The 17,304-nt window shown below is 38.7% G+C and carries 17 protein-coding genes and 1 pseudogene; 5 read left to right on the top strand and 13 right to left on the bottom strand.

The annotated features are described in order from the left end of the window. Positions 1 to 10 precede the first annotated feature (10 nt). The 5 genes from KIH88_RS02370 to KIH88_RS02350 all read left to right on the top strand — a co-directional run bounded on the left by KIH88_RS02370 (position 11) and on the right by KIH88_RS02350 (position 3,624). The gene (locus KIH88_RS02370) at positions 11 to 574 is read left to right on the top strand and encodes a TetR/AcrR family transcriptional regulator (RefSeq protein ID WP_213988273.1); all 564 of its coding nucleotides are present in this window, start codon (positions 11 to 13) and stop codon (positions 572 to 574) included. Between the two features lie 45 nt (positions 575 to 619). Next, positions 620 to 1,147 (top strand): flavin reductase, encoded by a 528-nt coding sequence (locus KIH88_RS02365; protein ID WP_025168435.1) that lies wholly within the window; start codon positions 620 to 622, stop codon positions 1,145 to 1,147. Positions 1,148 to 1,309: 162 nt separating this feature from the next. Continuing rightward, positions 1,310 to 1,633 (top strand): hypothetical protein, encoded by a 324-nt coding sequence (locus KIH88_RS02360; protein WP_172837215.1) that lies wholly within the window; start codon positions 1,310 to 1,312, stop codon positions 1,631 to 1,633. Positions 1,634 to 1,641: 8 nt separating this feature from the next. Beyond that, positions 1,642 to 2,418: a ferredoxin reductase gene (locus tag KIH88_RS02355; protein WP_213988401.1), complete on the top strand. Its 777-nt coding sequence runs from the start codon at positions 1,642 to 1,644 to the stop codon at positions 2,416 to 2,418. Between the two features lie 111 nt (positions 2,419 to 2,529). Further along, on the top strand, positions 2,530 to 3,624 hold the full coding sequence (locus KIH88_RS02350) for a DUF2974 domain-containing protein (protein WP_213988274.1): 1,095 nt from the start codon (positions 2,530 to 2,532) through the stop codon (positions 3,622 to 3,624). 83 nt (positions 3,625 to 3,707) lie between these two features. Here KIH88_RS02350 and KIH88_RS02345 read toward each other — a convergent pair. From KIH88_RS02345 to essA, 13 genes and pseudogenes are all read right to left on the bottom strand, one after another. Then, positions 3,708 to 4,318: pseudogene (locus KIH88_RS02345) on the bottom strand (FtsK/SpoIIIE domain-containing protein); the annotation flags it as partial. Between the two features lie 516 nt (positions 4,319 to 4,834). Then, entirely contained in the window at positions 4,835 to 5,125 is a 291-nt protein-coding gene (locus KIH88_RS02340) for a DUF4176 domain-containing protein (protein ID WP_213988275.1), read from the bottom strand. Beyond that, positions 5,118 to 5,681 (bottom strand): hypothetical protein, encoded by a 564-nt coding sequence (locus tag KIH88_RS02335; protein ID WP_213988276.1) that lies wholly within the window; start codon positions 5,679 to 5,681, stop codon positions 5,118 to 5,120. The genes KIH88_RS02340 and KIH88_RS02335 overlap by 8 nt, the downstream gene beginning before the upstream one ends. A 107-nt stretch (positions 5,682 to 5,788) precedes the next feature. Beyond that, positions 5,789 to 6,733 (bottom strand): hypothetical protein, encoded by a 945-nt coding sequence (locus KIH88_RS02330; protein WP_445656364.1) that lies wholly within the window; start codon positions 6,731 to 6,733, stop codon positions 5,789 to 5,791. Positions 6,734 to 7,182: 449 nt separating this feature from the next. Continuing rightward, positions 7,183 to 7,512 (bottom strand): DUF4176 domain-containing protein, encoded by a 330-nt coding sequence (locus tag KIH88_RS02325; RefSeq protein ID WP_213988277.1) that lies wholly within the window; start codon positions 7,510 to 7,512, stop codon positions 7,183 to 7,185. Further along, complete coding sequence (locus KIH88_RS02320) at positions 7,505 to 8,392, bottom strand: hypothetical protein (protein ID WP_213988278.1); 888 nt, start codon at positions 8,390 to 8,392, stop codon at positions 7,505 to 7,507. Before KIH88_RS02320 ends, KIH88_RS02325 begins: the two co-directional genes overlap by 8 nt. A gap of 4 nt (positions 8,393 to 8,396) precedes the next feature. Beyond that, complete coding sequence (locus KIH88_RS02315) at positions 8,397 to 10,079, bottom strand: hypothetical protein (RefSeq protein ID WP_213988279.1); 1,683 nt, start codon at positions 10,077 to 10,079, stop codon at positions 8,397 to 8,399. 1 nt (position 10,080) lies between these two features. Then, positions 10,081 to 10,437: a hypothetical protein gene (locus tag KIH88_RS02310; RefSeq protein ID WP_213988280.1), complete on the bottom strand. Its 357-nt coding sequence runs from the start codon at positions 10,435 to 10,437 to the stop codon at positions 10,081 to 10,083. Continuing rightward, a complete protein-coding gene (locus KIH88_RS02305; protein ID WP_213988281.1) occupies positions 10,437 to 10,796 on the bottom strand; it encodes a TIGR04197 family type VII secretion effector in 360 nt (119 codons plus the stop codon). Before KIH88_RS02305 ends, KIH88_RS02310 begins: the two co-directional genes overlap by 1 nt. 15 nt (positions 10,797 to 10,811) lie before the next feature. Continuing rightward, the gene (essC, locus tag KIH88_RS02300) at positions 10,812 to 15,233 is read right to left on the bottom strand and encodes a type VII secretion protein EssC (protein WP_213988282.1); all 4,422 of its coding nucleotides are present in this window, start codon (positions 15,231 to 15,233) and stop codon (positions 10,812 to 10,814) included. A 21-nt stretch (positions 15,234 to 15,254) separates the two neighbouring features. After that, on the bottom strand, positions 15,255 to 16,526 hold the full coding sequence (gene essB / locus KIH88_RS02295; RefSeq protein WP_213988283.1) for a type VII secretion protein EssB: 1,272 nt from the start codon (positions 16,524 to 16,526) through the stop codon (positions 15,255 to 15,257). Next, on the bottom strand, positions 16,527 to 16,766 hold the full coding sequence (locus tag KIH88_RS02290; protein WP_000434883.1) for an EsaB/YukD family protein: 240 nt from the start codon (positions 16,764 to 16,766) through the stop codon (positions 16,527 to 16,529). A 65-nt stretch (positions 16,767 to 16,831) separates the two neighbouring features. Next, entirely contained in the window at positions 16,832 to 17,296 is a 465-nt protein-coding gene (gene essA, locus KIH88_RS02285) for a type VII secretion protein EssA (protein WP_213988284.1), read from the bottom strand. Positions 17,297 to 17,304: the final 8 nt, after the last annotated feature.

Raw genomic sequence — 17,304 nt, 5'->3', positions numbered from 1 at the left:
TTCATTCATATTGAACAAAAAACAAGCTTTAAAAACAGCGGCCTATAAAGTTTTTTCGAAAAAAGGTTACAAGGCGGCAGGAATTTCAGAAATTGCCAATCAAGCTGGTGTAGCGGTCGGCTCTTTTTATAACTATTATGAGAGTAAAGAAGCTATTTTTCTAGACATCTATATAGATGAAAATAACCGTGTTCGCCAATCTATGATTGAGGAACTAGATTGGGAAATTGATATGACTGACCTCATTGGTCAACTCTTTGCACAGTCCAGAATTCTCGTTTCTTCCAATAAAATCCTTGCAGAATGGTATAATCCGGCCATAGCAGATGAGTTGCACAACTATTATTCTTCGGAAGAAGGAAAATTCGCAAATCCATTTCATCAGTTTCTAGTTAAAACTTTTACAAATCGTATGCAGGCTGAAGGGTACTCGCCAGAAAAGATTCAAGATATTTTACAGGTTTATAATCTGTTTTACTATATGGATATGCATATCACGGAAAAAGATTTTCCAGATATTGGCAAGACCGTTGAAATACTTGCAACTTACTTCATTAAAGGAATTCTTAAATAACAAATATAATTTAATTATAGGTGAATTGGAGAAAGAGGAATGAACATGGAATTTAGAAAAAAAGAGTACAAACCGTTTGACATTTTTGACAGTGAATGGGCGGCAATAACGGTAGGCAACAGGGAAAAGTTCAATGCCTGCCTCGTGTCATGGAGTAGCCTTGGAAATATTTGGGGAGCACCGGGAAAAAGTAAGGCGACTGTAACCCTATATATACATCCGTCAAGATATACAGCTGAGTTTATTGATGATAGTGAATACTTTACTGTAAGCTTTTTTGATCCAAAATATAAAAAGGCACTTGCATACCTTGGAAGTCATTCAGGAAGAAATGAAAATAAAATAGAAAATGCCGGACTTATGGCAATTCCTATAGGTAAGACAATGGGATTTAAAGAGGCAAAACAGACTTTTTTATGTAAAAAGCTTTGTAAGCAACAGTTTGACAAGGAGAGTTTTGTACAGGAAATAAGGGATTACTATGAATTGTATCCAGATATCTATACTGACGGACATGGTGGCTGGGAACCTCATTTTATTCTTATAGGTGAGATAGAACAGATTATAGATTAAATGGATATGCTATATTTGATATTATTTACATAGAAAGGACAAAATTTTTATAAGAAGAATTGATTTTTTTATTTTTTGAAAATATATGAATGAACTAATATTTTATTCATTCAATAATATAATAAAGGAGATTTTATCATGGACAAACAAGGAGTTAAAAAAATGAATGGATTAGGTATTACAGGAATTTCTCTTGCCATTATTGGTATTTTGATCATTATTTGGGGAGCTACACTACAACAGGTTGATTTATCAAACCCTGATTTTATGTCCTTTGCGACTGGAGGTATGATTTTGCTAGCTATAGGGTTATGTATGATTGCCGGCTTACCTGTTATTTTAAAAATTGCGGGTATTTGGTTGGCGGCATTGACTACCATGATTTATATTTACAGCCTACCTAATACTGATTTGCTTATCAAACTGATTGGCTTTATTCCTGTTATCGCACTGGCTACTTGGCTATCTTTTAAATTTTGGAAATGATGAAAATAATGAAAAGAGGTAAAAAAATGTTGATAATTATTATATCTATTCTGGTGGCTATATGCCTTATTTCTTGGGGTGTAATAACCTATCTTGGACGTAGTCAAGCTTTGTCCTTAAAATCCATTGAAAATTTCAATGGGGACCTTTACTTAATACATTTGACGAAACCTACTAATATGACATGGAAAGCAGAGGCTTATGCCAAGTTTACACTCCCTGATACTTCTTCTACTACTAATAAAAACGAAGCTAAGGGAGAGCAAACCAGTCGATGGCTAACTATTGCCTCCACACCTGATGAAGATGAGATTCTCATTTTGACTCATAATAGTGGTAGCAACTTTAAGAACACCTTGACACATTTACCGGCTGGCAGTGAGATTGAGATGAGTTGGCTGTATTCCTCTTTGACTGTTAAAGATACGAATCAGCTACTAGTTTGCTTTGCATCTGATGTTGGTATTTCTGCTCTACGCCCCCTTATCAAAGAATGGTCTGGTAAATGTCCGATTATTCTCAACCATTTTGACAAAGGAGTTACTATTTTCGATAATGAGATGAAGGAACTGGCTCAAAAAACATCGAATTTTACTTATAAAACTAGCGATGAACTTTCTCAAAGTCAAGCATTTTTAAAACATGATATTGATGAATACGGCAATCAAGCCAGCTATCTCATCACAGGTCAGCCTGATGATGTAAATGAGATGAAGAATTTTTTCAAGGAAAATGGGATTGATAGCAAAAACATACAAGTAAGCTCGTTTAGAGGTTTGAAATAGGAGCAATCTATCTTCTATGTATTTCAATTAAACCCTACTAGGTCATTCAAACAAGCCTACTAGCCAATTCTATGTAAATGTGGTAGGATAAACATAGAGAAAGGAGCTTTTATGGCTAATATTTTTGACTACTTGAATGATGTAGCATACGATTCCTTTTATGACCTCCCCGTGAATGAGTTAGATGTTCTTGCCTTGACCGAATTAACCTACCTTGCTTTTGATGGTGTAGTCACCCAAAAAAACCAGCGCCTCATAGATCTTGCGCCCCAAATTCCTAGAGACACGACGATGTTGACCAATAAGAACCGCCTCCAGTTGTTGGATCAACTCTCTCAACACAAACGGTTTAAAAATTGCAAGCTATCAAATTTTATCAATGATATTGATCCTGAATTGCAAAAACAGTTTGCGGCTATGACTTATCGTATCAGTCTCGATACTTTTTTGCTTGTTTTTCGTGGGACGGATGATAGTATCATCGGTTGGAAAGAAGATTTCCATATGACCTATATGAAAGAAATCCCAGCTCAAAAACATGCCCTCCAGTATTTAGAGGACTTTTTTCCCAAACATCCTGACCAAAAGGTTATTCTAGCAGGGCATTCAAAAGGAGGCAATCTAGCCGTCTATGCTGCCAGTCAACTTGATCCAAACTTGCAGAAAAATATTGCCGCTGTCTATACTTTTGATTCCCCTGGCCTTCACAAGGAACTAACCGAAACAGCTGGCTATCAAAACATGATGGAAAGAACGAAAGTATTTGTCCCACAAGGGTCTATCATCGGGATGATGCTGGAAATTCCTGATAAAAAAATCGTCGTTCGAAGCACTGCCTTGGGTGGTCTTGCCCAGCATGACACCTTTAGTTGGCAGGTTGAAGACAAACACTTTGTCCAACTAGACGAGACCAATAGTGACAGCCAGCAAGTTGATACTACCTTCAAGGAATGGGTTGAGACGGTCCCTGATACGGAACTGCAGCTCTACTTTGACCTCTTTTTTGGAATCATTCTTGATGCAGGCATCTCCTCTATCAACGATCTCTCTTCCTTCAAGGTTATTGAACACGTTCACCATCTCTTTGTCCAAGCTCAATCCCTCACTCCCGAAGAAAGAGAAACCATGGGACGACTAACCCAACTCTTGATTGACACCCGCTACCAAGCTTGGAAAAATCGTCAAGGTACGAAAAAGACTTTCTGATACTGTATACCACACCAGCTTCTCTATCACGCTTGGCTTGAAGTCTAGTGCGGTACACTAAGAGGATAACAATAGCCGGTTCTTCCTGACCAGGCTGACTGGAAGAGCTCATAGACTTCGTTGTTTCCTACTTGCAGATAGGCACGCCCCGTCTGGGTGATCTCAGCCGCATCCGGTGTATGAAGCATTTCATTGGAGTCCGAACGATCCGCCACCTTAAGGGCAATCTTGAAGCGAGAGTTGGACCAGATCTGGTCATCCACCACACCTGATGGCTTTTGAGTAGCTAGGATCAAGTGGACCCCGAGGGAACGCCCGACACGTGCGATAGATACCAACTCCTTGATAAAGTCGGGCTGGTTGACCTTGAGCTCTGCGAACTCATCTGAGATGAGAAAGAGATGAGGAAGCGGTTCTGTCGCTTCTCCGTTTTTAAATTTCTTCTGGTATTGATTGATATGGTTGACTTCGAACTCTCCAAAGAGTCGTTCACGACGATGAATCTCCGCATTAATCGAGCCAAGGCCCGCATGGATTGGGCACCATCCAAGTTGGTAATGGTTCCCAAGAGGTGAGGCAAGTTTTTAAAAAGATTGGCCATCCCACCACCCTTGTAGTCAATCAGCAAGAAAGCCACGTCATGAGGGTGGAAGTTGACAGCAAGGGACAGGATATATTTTTTGTAAATAGCAGAGCAGATAAACAAGCGAAAAATATAGAATTTTCAAGGTACTAGAAAGAAAATGTTCTTGTTCTATTATATCACAATATCAAAACAAACACCTTTCGATAGGAAGCAAACTACTTTTTTGCACCATTAATTTATACTTATAGCCACACCATTTTAACTTAAGAAAAGGAATAACTAAAAAACGAGGACTTGTTTTAATATCAAAGCAGCTCCTCGTTTTTTAGTTTTATTTAAATCATAGCGATTTTTTCAACAATCTCTAAAAATATAGCTTATTCGAATTTTGTTACACTTTTAATGGTTTTAAAGCTTTATTTACTTTCAAGTTAGCCACTAAATAGAGAGTTGAGAGTATAAAAAAGAGAGAACGAATCCCATCCTCTCTCAATGTTCACTTTTCATCAACACACTACAGTTGATAAAGAGCCAAGCAACAAATAGTTTTACAATTTTAATATAGATCCCCTACGAATGAAAGTTAGTAAGTTTATTGTTTTGGAAATAAACCTATAAACTAAATTATACCTTCAATTTTGGATATTTAATACTATCCTTTTGTTTCTTGAATAATTCTTGTAACTCATCCTCTTTTTCCGAATGATATCCTTCGAATATCACCTTTTCAATATTCTCTTGATTAAAATATAAAAGTTCTTCATTTGCTGCCCCTGTTGGATATAGGCATGCTACATAATCAAAATAGCCAATTGTACCCTCTTGATTGTACAATGGAAATCTACCTATAATCATCACATCAATCGTTCCATTATGAAGGCGAACAACAGTACCAATAGGTAATAAGTTAGTCATTTATTATTTTTCCTTCCTTTAAAAAAATTTTATTTATATATTCTTCAAAATGGAACCGTTTTGTAAAAAATCCGTTCGTATAAAATAAATAAGAAAAACAAACTACATAGTCCATCACTAGTAACAAGAATATACTGGGTCTTGAAAGATATAGAAACATTGAAAAAGAAAACATAACAATAAATAATAAGGTAAGTAGCACTATGGTTTTGTTATGTTTTTTCACTTGCTTTCGAAATTCCTCATACTCATCCTTTGTAAATTCAACCTTTTCAAATTCTGTATTCTTATATAGCCGTTTATTAAAAACAATCGCAGCAATGATCGAAAGCGCAAAGGACACCAGTAACAGATAAATACTTAAAACCACGTTAGATTCAACGCTTTTAAAGAACCCAATTCCTAGAATATGGTAACCAATGATAGAAGACAAAAATATTTTGGATTCAGATACCTTATGAGCACTAGATTTTTTTAAATCACCTGTAATTAAATCTACATAATAACTATCCTCTTTATAATTGCCTAAACTAAGCAAAGATTTATAATTATGCATATTTTCTTCTCCTTATTATTAAAATACACTACCTAACCCCGAGAAAAATCCATTAACTGCATCTCCCGCACTGTCCCATATTTTTCCAGCTGTATCACTGACAGAATCTACAAAATTTTCCACATTTTTTTGGCACCTTCATAAGTTTTTCCTATCCAGTTTCCCACCTCTTCAATATTATCATCATAAATTTTATCAAATAACATGGAACCCGCTACACCTAAAACAAATCCTAAACCAGCACCTGCTACTGTCCCTATTGGACCACCAAATGACCCTATAGCAGCACCAATTTTTGCTGAGGCAAAACCAATTCCAGCATGCGCTCCTGCTTTAATTAACGCTTCGCCTGGTTGCTTACCATCTAAAAGTTGGGCACTAAAATCAAGTGCTGCTCCCAATCCATATGGTAATGCTTTCGCAAATTTAGCGCTCCCTAAGAATCCATCTAATTTATTCACTAACGGTATTACACAATCTCCAATTTTCTCAATGGTTTCTCCCACCATTTTATTAACTATAGAACCAGGTGCAGTTGATAGAAGTGCACTTAATCCATATTTCGTTAGTGTATTCCCAATCTGTGATTTTAAGCCATTGATTAAATATGGAACTTGATATGGAAGCATGTAAGAGGTATAATGTGCTGTCGCTAACTCAGACCATTTATCACTCAATTTTGAAGTGATACTTTCCTTAAAAAAATCTACAGACTTATTTTTTAGATCATCCGGAGAAATATTTATGCCATTTTGTTGTAGGAAATTAAAAACATCATTTATAGCTTCTTCGCTAATTTCTCCTCTTTTATATGCCTCTAAAGTATCTGATATCATTTTTACAAGATCATTGGTTTCTTTTTCAACATAATTCTTCAAAGCATTATTCACGCTATCAGGAAGGTTCCTTCCATAGCGTTTTCGATAAGCTTCGAGCGCTTTCACATCATCCTCTGTAAGCTCTTTACCATCTTTTATTTTCTCAAGAACCTTCTTATAATCTCCGTCAATCTTAACCTTATTTTCCCACTCACCCTTGTAGTCAATCAGCAAGAAAGCCACATCATCTGGGTGAAAGTTGACAGCGAGGGGCAGGATATATTTTTTTGTAAATAGCAAAGCAGATAAGCAAGCGAAAAATATAGAATTTTCAAGGTACTAGAAAGAAAATGTTCTTGTTCTATTATACCACAATATCAAAATCCTCCTCTTCCCATGGGAACAAAGCTATATTTTTGCATTATGAATTTAGGCTTATAGACACGTTAATTCATCTTACAACATAGAACAGACAAAAAACGAGAAGTTGCTTTATTATTAAAGCGACTTCTCGTTTTTTATTTTTATTTAAAGTATTGTGATATTTTTCAATAATCTCTAAAAATATAGCTTATTCGAATTTTGTTACACTTTTTAATAGTTTTAAAACTTTCATCAAAAAGACAGGATCGGTATTACTATATCCAATATAGAAAATCTATGATAGTTACTCCATTGTAATACTATTTTATCTCTTTCTTAGGAATCGTAAGTGTTTTCGTCCACTTCTCATAAACTTCTAAAAAACGTCCCTCTTCCTCATCTGAATAGCCTACAAAAACGACTTTGTCAATATTTTCATGTTGAAAGAAAAGCGTCGATTCCGTTTGAAAGCCCATTGGGTACAAAATACCCATATAATCAGCGAATGCTTTTTCTCCAGTTTCCTCGTCATCAAAGATAACTCCACGACCAATAATCATTAATTTCTGCGTTCCTTCTTGAAGATAGACAATACTCCCCAACGGTAATAATTCTTTATTTTTATTTTTATTTTTGTTTTTATTATTCATTTTTTAATAACTCCTTGTGTTTTTTTAAATATTTTTTTCCATACCACTCTTCTAAAGATTTGCCTTCCCACTCGCGGTATTCTTCAGGATATTTCCATTTATAGTAAGCATAAAGGAAATAAGGAAACTCCATAAAAATGAGCATTACAATTAAACCAATGTTTAACAAAATCCAACATATGAAGAGACCTAAAACAGTTACGGAATGTGAAAAATTAATAGAGAAAGCTTTGAAAATATAATTAACAATCACAGCCAAGCCCAATATACCTGCTCCATAAATAGCAAGGCCTTTAGCAATTTTATCGAGTAAGGTAGGTGCCTTAATTTCTCCATACATTCGATTTTTCAAACCTTTAAGTTCTATCCTAAACATCCAATAAATTAAGGATAAAAGAAGACAAACAAGAATAAAAATTTCTAATATTGTTAGAAATGGTGATGCTAAACCAATAGCAGCAAGGTCGAACTCTATAACAAACCAAATCAAAAACGTTATGACATGAAAATGAGTCCTATATGGAAGAATAAAAAATGGTTTGAAAAATTTACCAATTAGAACTAAGAGAAGCCATATAAATAACCCGATTACATAAACATGAGCCGTTAAAAAATTATGATTAGAAATGGGAAAGACTAAATCTTTTGGGTCACTAGTATAAAGCATTGTTGAAAAAGCCAATAATAAGAAGTTGAAGCCAATCGGGAAAATAAGTGTCAATATACCATATAAAACAGCGTTTTTAAAATAGTCAAATACATTCCTTGGAGGTTTGGACATTTTTTTATCTTGTTCCTTCAATTGATACTGTAAAAAACCATCATCTAATAAATTTAAACTCTCTTCAAAACTTGCTTTAAAAATTGATTTCTTTTTCATTTTTTTACCCAAATCCTAATACCTTACCAAACCCACCTATAACATTAGATATATTTTTAACAGTTCCTTTTATACCGTTACCAACATCATCTATTATCTCTTCCGTTCCTTTAACAGGATCGTCAAAAAATTTCGGCTTCCATGCTTTTATACCTTGAATTCCTAATCCAACAAGAGCACCTACACCAGCTCCAACAATTTGGCTGACACCTGGTATTGGAATAACACTCGCTATGGAAGCTCCGATGGTTGCACCTTCTAATGGACCAACACTAGCTATAGCTGAAAGTGCACCTTTCCCAGCAGCTTTTCCTATGTCCCTAGTTTTGCTAAATTCGTCTACTCCACTAGAAATCGCTGTAATTCCAAGATCAGCAAACGTCATTACTGTCCCTACTTTTCCCAGAACCTTAGCTACTTTTGGGAAATATTTGAGCCCTTTTCCTAATAAGCCTGTTGCCTCTTCTCCCCCTTTTATATATTTGCCAAATTTCGCCATTCCAACATCTCTAGCACCTTCCAATCCTTTTTTTACAATAGTTTCTACAGGGCTTGCGGTATCAGAAATACCATCGAAAATCTTTTTCAGTGTCCCTCCCTTATTTCCTAATGATTCATACCAAGCCATGACACTCATTACACCACTTACAAATTTTCTACCTTTTGTCCCCTTATCAACTGATCCCAGCAATCCTATGACGCCGTCCGATTGTAGAAAAGCCTTAGTCAAGCTTTTCGGTGTTAGTCCAAGTATTTGGGCTCCTCTCTTAAACCAGTCATTATCTGAGATTTCCGTAACTACATCATACCAATTCTTCGTATTATACTTAACACCATCATCACCAAGTGCTTCAGCTAATGTCTTTTCATAGATGTGTTGCTCAATAGCATTAACTAATGTATCTGGTAACTCTTTACTTGGATGACGTTTTTTATAGGATTGAATTACCTCCATATCCTCCTCTGTCAGTCCCTTACCATCCTCAATTTTTTTGAGAACCTTCTTATAATCTCCGTCAATCTTAACCTTATTTTCCCACTCACCCTCGATATTCTGTGCCCATCCCAGAGTATTCACAGGGTGCTGGGGAAAAGTACCACTAAAACTTGCAAACTCTGTTTGGATTTGGCTTAAGCCCGTTTGGAGATTTTGAGCTAAGTTATCAACTAAACTACTACCTTCCCCTACAGAAAAAACGTCATTGGAACTTCCAGCAAACATATTTAACTTGCGGAGCTTATCTATTTTTTCATTTCTTTGGTTTAGGAGAGCATCCATACGATTTGAAAGACTACTTAAAGTGCTTGCACTTGTAGATTCGTCTCCAACCATTGCATTGTACATTCCTCTAATACTATGAAGACTAGATTCAAGACTACGGATTTCACTCTCAAGTACCTCTGAATCAAGATCATCATCCCCAACTTCTGAACGATATTTTGAGGGAAGACCTGGAACAGCTTCGCTCAGCAATTCTGTATACATGATAGCTCCCTTGAGCAAGGGAGTGATTACATTCATACCATATTGTTTACCACTATCATAGGCTGCCCCTTGCAAATCTCCTGCATTATCAAATGCTGATAATGCAGAAATTGCTTGATCGTAGGAAGCTATTCTGGCTTCTCCCACAGAAGCCATTGTCTGACCCTGCGTATCAGAAGATCCTAATACCATTTTTACCATATTACTTCTGCGACTCCTGTTCTATCATTAATTTCTTTCGAGCATGGCAGAGCTCATCTAACTCTCTTTCCAACCGGTCTTCTTGTTTCTTGATTGAATCTTTTCGTTCCTCCGACCACGCTTCAACTAATGCACCTACACTGCCTATGTCCATTATCAAATCTTGATAAGTTTGATAATCTTTTGACGATAGTGGCAATTCTAATATTTGTCGCAATGGAAGCAAACTTTGTCGATGCATTTCAAATAGTTCATTTTCTTTGCGAGTAACTTTCTTCTTCTCCAAACTTAGTTGATTTAGAAAATTATCCAGTTCTTTTGATTTATTATCGATTTCTTCTAATGTTAGTGTCTTCATTATTCCTCTTCTGAAAAATAGCTCGTATTTGGAACAAATGTAGTATTATTCTTTGGAACTGCACTTGTTTGAGGTAGCGCAGAAGTATTGGTATCTATGTTTGCAGCAAGCTGACTATCTACTGCTACAAATTCAGCGGCTGTACTCTGTATCCGTGAAACGAATCCATTTAAAACCTCTACAATAGAAGACGCGTACTCAGCTTCTTTAGGAATCTTCTCCGCAGCTGTACTATTTCCCGGATACTCACTCGATTGGTCTAAATCAACTTTATTTCCAGATGCAATACTACTAGATGAGTTAGCAATTCCAGATGCAATAGAACTAGCTACTTCTTCTTTACTTTGTATTGGTGACATACAAATCCCTCCAAATTAGTCATTTTTAGTAATTTTTAATTTAACGGCTTGTTTACGATCATGCAGATAAACCTCATCCAACTCTAGTCGAGCTTCTCTATTATTATAAGGTTTATCTAAAAACATTTGATCCATTAAACGCATACCCAACATCACCCACTGCGCATTGGATTTAAGATATTTCGGAACTTCATGGATGTTATTTCCAATATATGAATGCTCACCACCAATTACAAAATGCAATCCTACACGCAAACCATTTTTGAATAAAAAGTCCAAATCTTTTTCTGACAGACCATGTTCAACAATTACTTTTATATTTGGCATAAAAATCAACCAATCAGAGTATAAGTCTCCTTCTAGTCGGCGATTAACCTCAAATATTAATTGTTGAGCTATTTCAGAAATCTCTTTTTTACTACTAATATACGTTGACACTTTTTCACTATAAGATTTATATTCCTCCAGTGGATCTACAAGCATCACTCTTAATTTCTTTCCAAAACAGAGTGACGTATTTAATAAATGATGCGTTTGATTTTCTAATGACTCAGCAGAATCAGACAGATAAATCAAGCTTTTTAATTGATTAAACGAAATAGCAATACTCTGTACCATTTCAAACTCCAAACCAATCGGCAACTCACGATTCTGAATCGCTTCTTGAGTTGTAGGCAGATTGAGAAATACATCCATCGTCAACTCCTCTGGCACCATCGGGATGGCACTTGGGCGTTGTCCTGTCCAAGCTTCTTGGAGGGAAGCCACTTCCTGACGTAGGTTGTTAAGGACTTGGGTGTCATTGGCTCCAGAGACTGGCAGAGCCAGCTGGATGACATCCACCTCTTCACGCTTCATGAGAGCTCGTCCCTTGATATCTTCCATAGTCATAGCGAGTGGCGTAGAGCCCACAATCGTCCGCACTTCACTCGCATCATTCTGTGGCAGGCTCAACTGGTGCTTGAAGTTTGAGTAGAGTTGGGCACGAAGGTTGGTCTGACGTCCGGCTGTCATCAAGAGGTGAACCCCGATGCTGAGACCTTCACGAGAGATGCGCACCAAGAGCTTGAAGAGTTCCGCCTCATAGGCTTCTTCCTTGAAGGCTTCATAGCTATCTAAAAGGATAACAATAGCCGGTTCTTCCTGACCACTAGCCTGACGGTAGAGTTCCAAGGTCCCAACACCATAGTCCGCAAGGAGTTTCTTACGACGGTTGAGTTCTTTCTCCATGATTCGTACAAATTTAGAGATCTTCTCCGTTTGGTCCAGAAGCATGGTATCCGCCACCTGTGGAAGCTGAGACAATGGAGCCAAACCATTGGTCCCAAAGTCCATCAAGTACATGGTAAGGTCCTTGGGACTGAACTTTCTCGCCAAGTCCATAGCTGCGGTTTGAAGGAAGGTCGTCTTTCCTGTACCCGGACTTCCGTAGAGGAGGATATGACCATCCTTGGAGAGATTGATAGAAACGACTTCCTGCTTCTGAGCCTGCGGGATATCTGCCATTCCGAGTAGGACAGAGAGGGGCTTCTCTTGTCCCCAAGCTACTGTCGGTTGCACTTCTTCCAACTCCTCTAGCGCGATGCGCTCCTTAAGTGGTGGCAACCATGGCTGTGGTACTGGAGGAATCTCTTGTTCCTCACACAAGAGCTGGATATGGTGCACTATCGCATCCAACTCTGTCGGTACTTCCTTGATCTCATCCACATCTTCTAAGCCTGATAGGTCCTCATTCAAGATCTCATATTGCCCCAATTCATTGATCAGGTAGATGGTATGGTCCTCGATCCCCATATCGTCCTTGTCCGGCTGGTAATCCGCGCCTGACCAGGCTGACTGGAAGAGTTCATAGACTTCGTTATTTCCGACCTGTAGATAGGCACGACCTGTCTGGGTGATCTCGGCCGCGTCCGGTGTATGAAGCATTTCATTGGAGTCCGAACGGTCCGCCACCTTAAGGGCGATCTTGAAGCGTGAGTTAGACCAGATCTGGTCATCCACCACACCAGATGGTTTCTGAGTAGCTAGGATCAAGTGGACCCCAAGGGAACGTCCGACCCGAGCGATGGATACCAGCTCCTTGATAAAGTCGGGCTGGTTAACCTTGAGCTCTGCAAACTCATCTGAGATGAGAAAGAGATGAGGGAGCGGTTCTGTCGCTTCTCCGTTTTTAAATTTTTTCTGGTATTGATTGATATGGTTGACTTCAAACTCTCCAAAGAGTCGTTCACGACGATGGATCTCCGCATTGATCGAAGCCAAGGCTCGCATGGATTGGGCACCATCCAAGTTAGTAATCGTCCCCAAGAGGTGAGGTAGGTTTTTAAAGAGATTGGCCATCCCACCACCCTTGTAGTCGATCAGCAAGAAAGCCACATCATGAGGGTGGAAGTTAACAGCGAGGGATAGGATATAGGATTGGATGGTTTCGGACTTCCCTGAACCAGTCGTTCCTGCGATCAAACCATGAGGTCCATGGGCTTTTTCATGCAGATTGAGTTGAACCAGGTCATCCTGACCACGCAGACCAATCGGCACAGCCAAACTCTTGTAGGGTGCGTTCTTTTTCCAACGGCTCGATACCTGCAAGTCCTCAAAGGTCTCCGCCCCATACATTTCCATAAAGGTCACGGAATCTGGGATCGAACTCTTAAGGTTTTGGAGGTGATTGAGCGGTGCCAAGGTACGGGCGATCCGCTCCTTATCATAATCTGCTGGGAAATGATCCAAACGGAAGTCCGTTTCTTTCAAAACTCCTTCTTCCATAACCAGTTGGCCTGTATTACGGTCCTTGATATTGATGACTGTCTGGATGTTCTCAGACAAGGAACTCATGACATCCTCTACAAAGATGAGAGAACAGCCTAATTCCGTTGGATCTTCGGTAAAGAATTCCATGATAACATGGTCCAAAATCAACTTCTCATCGGTCACTAAAACAACGTAATGAGGATGGAAGAGAGTACTCTCCTTGTGAGATGCTTCTTCCTTTTGACTACGACGTAGTTTCAAGATTTGGTTCAAACTATTGAGAACCTGGTCTCGTGTCCGTTGATTGTAGACAAAACCACGGACATTCAGCTCTTGCAGTTTGGCATGAGGTAGCCAACGCATCCAAGACCATTGTTCTTTTTCCTCTTCAGGCAAGATCGTAATAAACTGCACATCATGATAAGAATGAAAAGTCGCTAGTTGCATCACCAAAAGCTGCAGTTGTTCTAGGACGAGATTTCTAGGTCCAATGTAACCCACCGGTCCATGGCTAAGGTTTGCCGGAATCGGCATATCTGGAATTTTTTTGTGACGACTATAGAGAGCGTAACCCTCTTCTTCCAGAGCATCCTTCTTACCGCTGCGCTCCTGTTGACCGTATTTCAAGTCATAGCTAGTCGGCATTTTCCCGAGTCCCAAACGATAGTATAAAAAGTCAAAATGTAAGGGAGTCTTTTCGTAAATTCGGTGATTGTAACTCTCAACCAAGTCCGTCAATTCTAAAATCGTTGGAAAATGATAGTGCATCCCTTCTTTTTGTTCTCGTTCCAGACGAGTCAACTCTTTGACCTTATCTTTCAGGTAAAGGCGATAGAGATCGACCCGTTCCTTCTTATCAGCCTTGTACTTTTTACGATTTTTGATGAAACCACGGATAGAAAAAATCATTGTGGTTATGGACATCCCTACTGTCGCAAGGATATAGATCCCTCGAGGTTGAATTAAGGTGATTAAGACGGTTACTCCGACCATCATCAGAGGAGGAACAATCAGCTTTAACAGTTCATCGCTCGGTTTAACCGGTTCCTGTCCTGGGGGATTAATCAAGATTTTATCCTCGCTACCACGATAGATGATCCGTGGAGAACGATGATAATCTGGATAATCTTCATAAAAACCGTATCGAGATGGTTCTCTCAGAGTCAGTTGTGGCCCAACTTGGGCAGGACCCTGGACCCATACTTCATCAGGATAGAACTTGATCGTCACCGCCCCTAGACTCAACTCATCTCCAAAACCAATCAATTGCTGGTCCATTTGTTCCAGATGATTGTTTCGATAAAATGCGCCTTTTAGTCGAGTTAGCTTCCATTGATTTTGGGATTTTTGGAGTAAGAGTTCAACACCTCCATCTAGTGTGATCAACGCACCTCTTTGAAAACCAATCTGAAACTCTGATAAATCCAAAAGGTCATAAACCCTTGGCTCCCCTTCTCGGAGATAAAAGACGACCTCACCCAAACGCAGACCATCTTTCAAGAGTCCTACTTCATCGTCGTACTGATAAAAGACCTCGTCACCATCGACCTTGAGCTGAATCGGTCTTTCCTGTTGAGAAAGGTAGACTTGGGCCTTTTCAGTCGCCCCTATCAAGACCGTCTTATCTGCACTCAGTTCTACTTCATAACGCAGACCTTGGCTGTAGAAAATGATTTGTTTTTTCATAATTTCTCTCCTTGGTCTACTTTAATTGCTAGAGGAGCTACTTGGAACAGGTTTCTTCTCAGATGACGGTTTGCTTTCAGAAGCCTTGTCTTGAGGGTTAGGAGTTGTAGAAACATTGGAGCTCGATTCACTCGTTAGTAGCTCACTTCGACTATCCCAGTATTTCTTATACTCGCTTTCCAAAGTATTCAACTTACTTTCACGATCTTTCCCTGACAAGTTGCCATCTTCTCGAACCTGCTTGATTTCCTGAGTCAAAGCATAGAGAATCAAGTCACTGTCGTTAATCCGTTTCGCAATATCAAGAGCCTCTTCAAAACGATTGCGCCCAACCTGGATCCAGTAAGTCAAATAAAGCTCATCTGACTTGAGTGTTACGTTGTTCAAGATGACTTTCTTTTGTTCAGAAGCAAATTCCAACCCCTGAATATAAGAGTAAGCCAACTCATACTTTTGCGTATTCGGCAAGCTAGCTGGATCAATTCTCTCTAATTCTGTAATAACACCACTATAATCCACTTTAATAAAGGCAGTATCAGCCTGCAACATCTTTTCTTTGAAAGGATTTTGCACAAAAATCAGATAGATCAGTGGAACGATTAGCAAGACAACGCTGGCTGTTAACCAAATCGTTGCCAGTTTAAAGACACGATGACGTCTACTTGGAACCAAGACCAAGTCTGCCCGTTCTTTCGCAGCCTTCTCCGTATAGTACTTCTCCAAAATAGCTACTGCAGCCTCTATATCATCTGCCTGACATAGGTCATTTAAGAAGTCTGGCAAGGTCTCTAATTCCAAGGAACCATTGTAAAGGTCCATAAAGTCCAAATCGCTAAATAGTGTTACTGTAAAACATTTAGCCTGGCGTAAAAAATCTTCTGAGGATATTGATTGAGGAACCATAAGACCAGGAATTCCACGATAAGCAATCTTAGCCTGAGCATCCTTAGTAATAAAGAGATTTACTGGGTGCAAAAGGAAAGTCACAGGTAACTCCAAAGCGCCCTCTAGACGAAAAACGTTTAGGGCCAAACGGATTCTTTCCGAAATGGTACGTTCCTTTATTTCCTCATAAGTCAGTCCATGAGCTTCGACTTGATAAGAAAAGGTGACGCTATCCTCATCAGATACCATCGATTGCTCCAAAAAGAATGGATGATGCAAATCCAATAGCAACAGTTCCCGTAAATCTTGACTCGCAACATCTGAACGTTTGAGTTTTAATTCCCAGTTTGTTTCATTTTTTTCATAGACAAACGACTGTCCACCAAATTCAAATTTTTCTTCAGCCACCTATATCTCCTCAATTTCTACTAAATCTCCTGTCGTCATAGGATAATCAGACAGATGTTTCCCTTCATCAATCAACAAACCTTTATTGACAATTCTTAATTGATATTTTTTTCGCTTGATACCTGGATTAAAAATCGTATCCACTTCTCGCACCAGCCGGCGCACTTCAATTCGCCGTGGAATGCGAATATCCACATCTCTTTCTCTCAAACGTAGGGTAATATTGATATGTTGCTCCACCTTTTACACGCCTCCTATGTCTGGTTTATCCTTTTCTAAGTTATTTAGACAGACTAGTTGTAAAATTAGTCCATCCCTTCTACCGTCACACGATAACTCATTACTGCCGTTGCTCCAAAAAGCAAGAAAATCAACACCACATAGAATATCTCTGGAAGAAAGTCATTCAGACCACCTTTTTCTACATGGCCTATATTTGTTTGAAATTTAATCGTTTTTTGAGCATTGGGCTGAAACAACTGTTCTTCAGAAGATTTTTTCACTGGTCTCTGTATAGCAGAAAACAGTTGGCCCCTTTCTGTGATCAACTGTTCCTCTTGATGCTGTTGCATGTCCTGCAACCTCTTTTGAGTTGCTTCATTAAAAAGCTCCTTGATTTGTTCAGACTGTAGACCAAATTTCAATCCCTCTTTCTTTTCAAGTCGGGAATCATCAATCTGCAGACTGTTATCCTTCAAATCATCTGCAGCAGCCACAGAGACTGCTGCACATGTTACTAAAGTAAGAAGGAAAAGAATGATTTTCTTCATATTTCTAT

This window comes from Streptococcus oralis (assembly GCF_018448765.2).
GTDB classification, from domain to species: domain Bacteria; phylum Bacillota; class Bacilli; order Lactobacillales; family Streptococcaceae; genus Streptococcus; species Streptococcus oralis_BM.
The sequence above is the reverse complement of the archived record's forward strand: the minus strand, read 5'-3'. Positions and strand labels throughout refer to the sequence as shown.

Excerpts from the sequence above, each read along its gene's own strand:
- KIH88_RS02365 (WP_025168435.1), top strand. The coding sequence starts at position 620 with ATGGAATTTAGAAAAAAAGAGTACAAACCGTTTGACATTTTTGACAGT.
- KIH88_RS02360 (WP_172837215.1), top strand. The coding sequence starts at position 1,310 with ATGAATGGATTAGGTATTACAGGAATTTCTCTTGCCATTATTGGTATT.
- KIH88_RS02355 (WP_213988401.1), top strand. The coding sequence starts at position 1,642 with ATGAAAAGAGGTAAAAAAATGTTGATAATTATTATATCTATTCTGGTG.
- KIH88_RS02350 (WP_213988274.1), top strand. The coding sequence starts at position 2,530 with ATGGCTAATATTTTTGACTACTTGAATGATGTAGCATACGATTCCTTT.
- KIH88_RS02340 (WP_213988275.1), bottom strand. The coding sequence starts at position 5,125 with ATGACTAACTTATTACCTATTGGTACTGTTGTTCGCCTTCATAATGGA.
- KIH88_RS02335 (WP_213988276.1), bottom strand. The coding sequence starts at position 5,681 with ATGCATAATTATAAATCTTTGCTTAGTTTAGGCAATTATAAAGAGGAT.
- KIH88_RS02325 (WP_213988277.1), bottom strand. The coding sequence starts at position 7,512 with ATGAATAATAAAAACAAAAATAAAAATAAAAATAAAGAATTATTACCG.
- KIH88_RS02320 (WP_213988278.1), bottom strand. The coding sequence starts at position 8,392 with ATGAAAAAGAAATCAATTTTTAAAGCAAGTTTTGAAGAGAGTTTAAAT.
- KIH88_RS02315 (WP_213988279.1), bottom strand. The coding sequence starts at position 10,079 with ATGGTAAAAATGGTATTAGGATCTTCTGATACGCAGGGTCAGACAATG.
- KIH88_RS02310 (WP_213988280.1), bottom strand. The coding sequence starts at position 10,437 with ATGAAGACACTAACATTAGAAGAAATCGATAATAAATCAAAAGAACTG.
- KIH88_RS02305 (WP_213988281.1), bottom strand. The coding sequence starts at position 10,796 with ATGTCACCAATACAAAGTAAAGAAGAAGTAGCTAGTTCTATTGCATCT.
- essC (WP_213988282.1), bottom strand. The coding sequence starts at position 15,233 with ATGAAAAAACAAATCATTTTCTACAGCCAAGGTCTGCGTTATGAAGTA.
- essA (WP_213988284.1), bottom strand. The coding sequence starts at position 17,296 with ATGAAGAAAATCATTCTTTTCCTTCTTACTTTAGTAACATGTGCAGCA.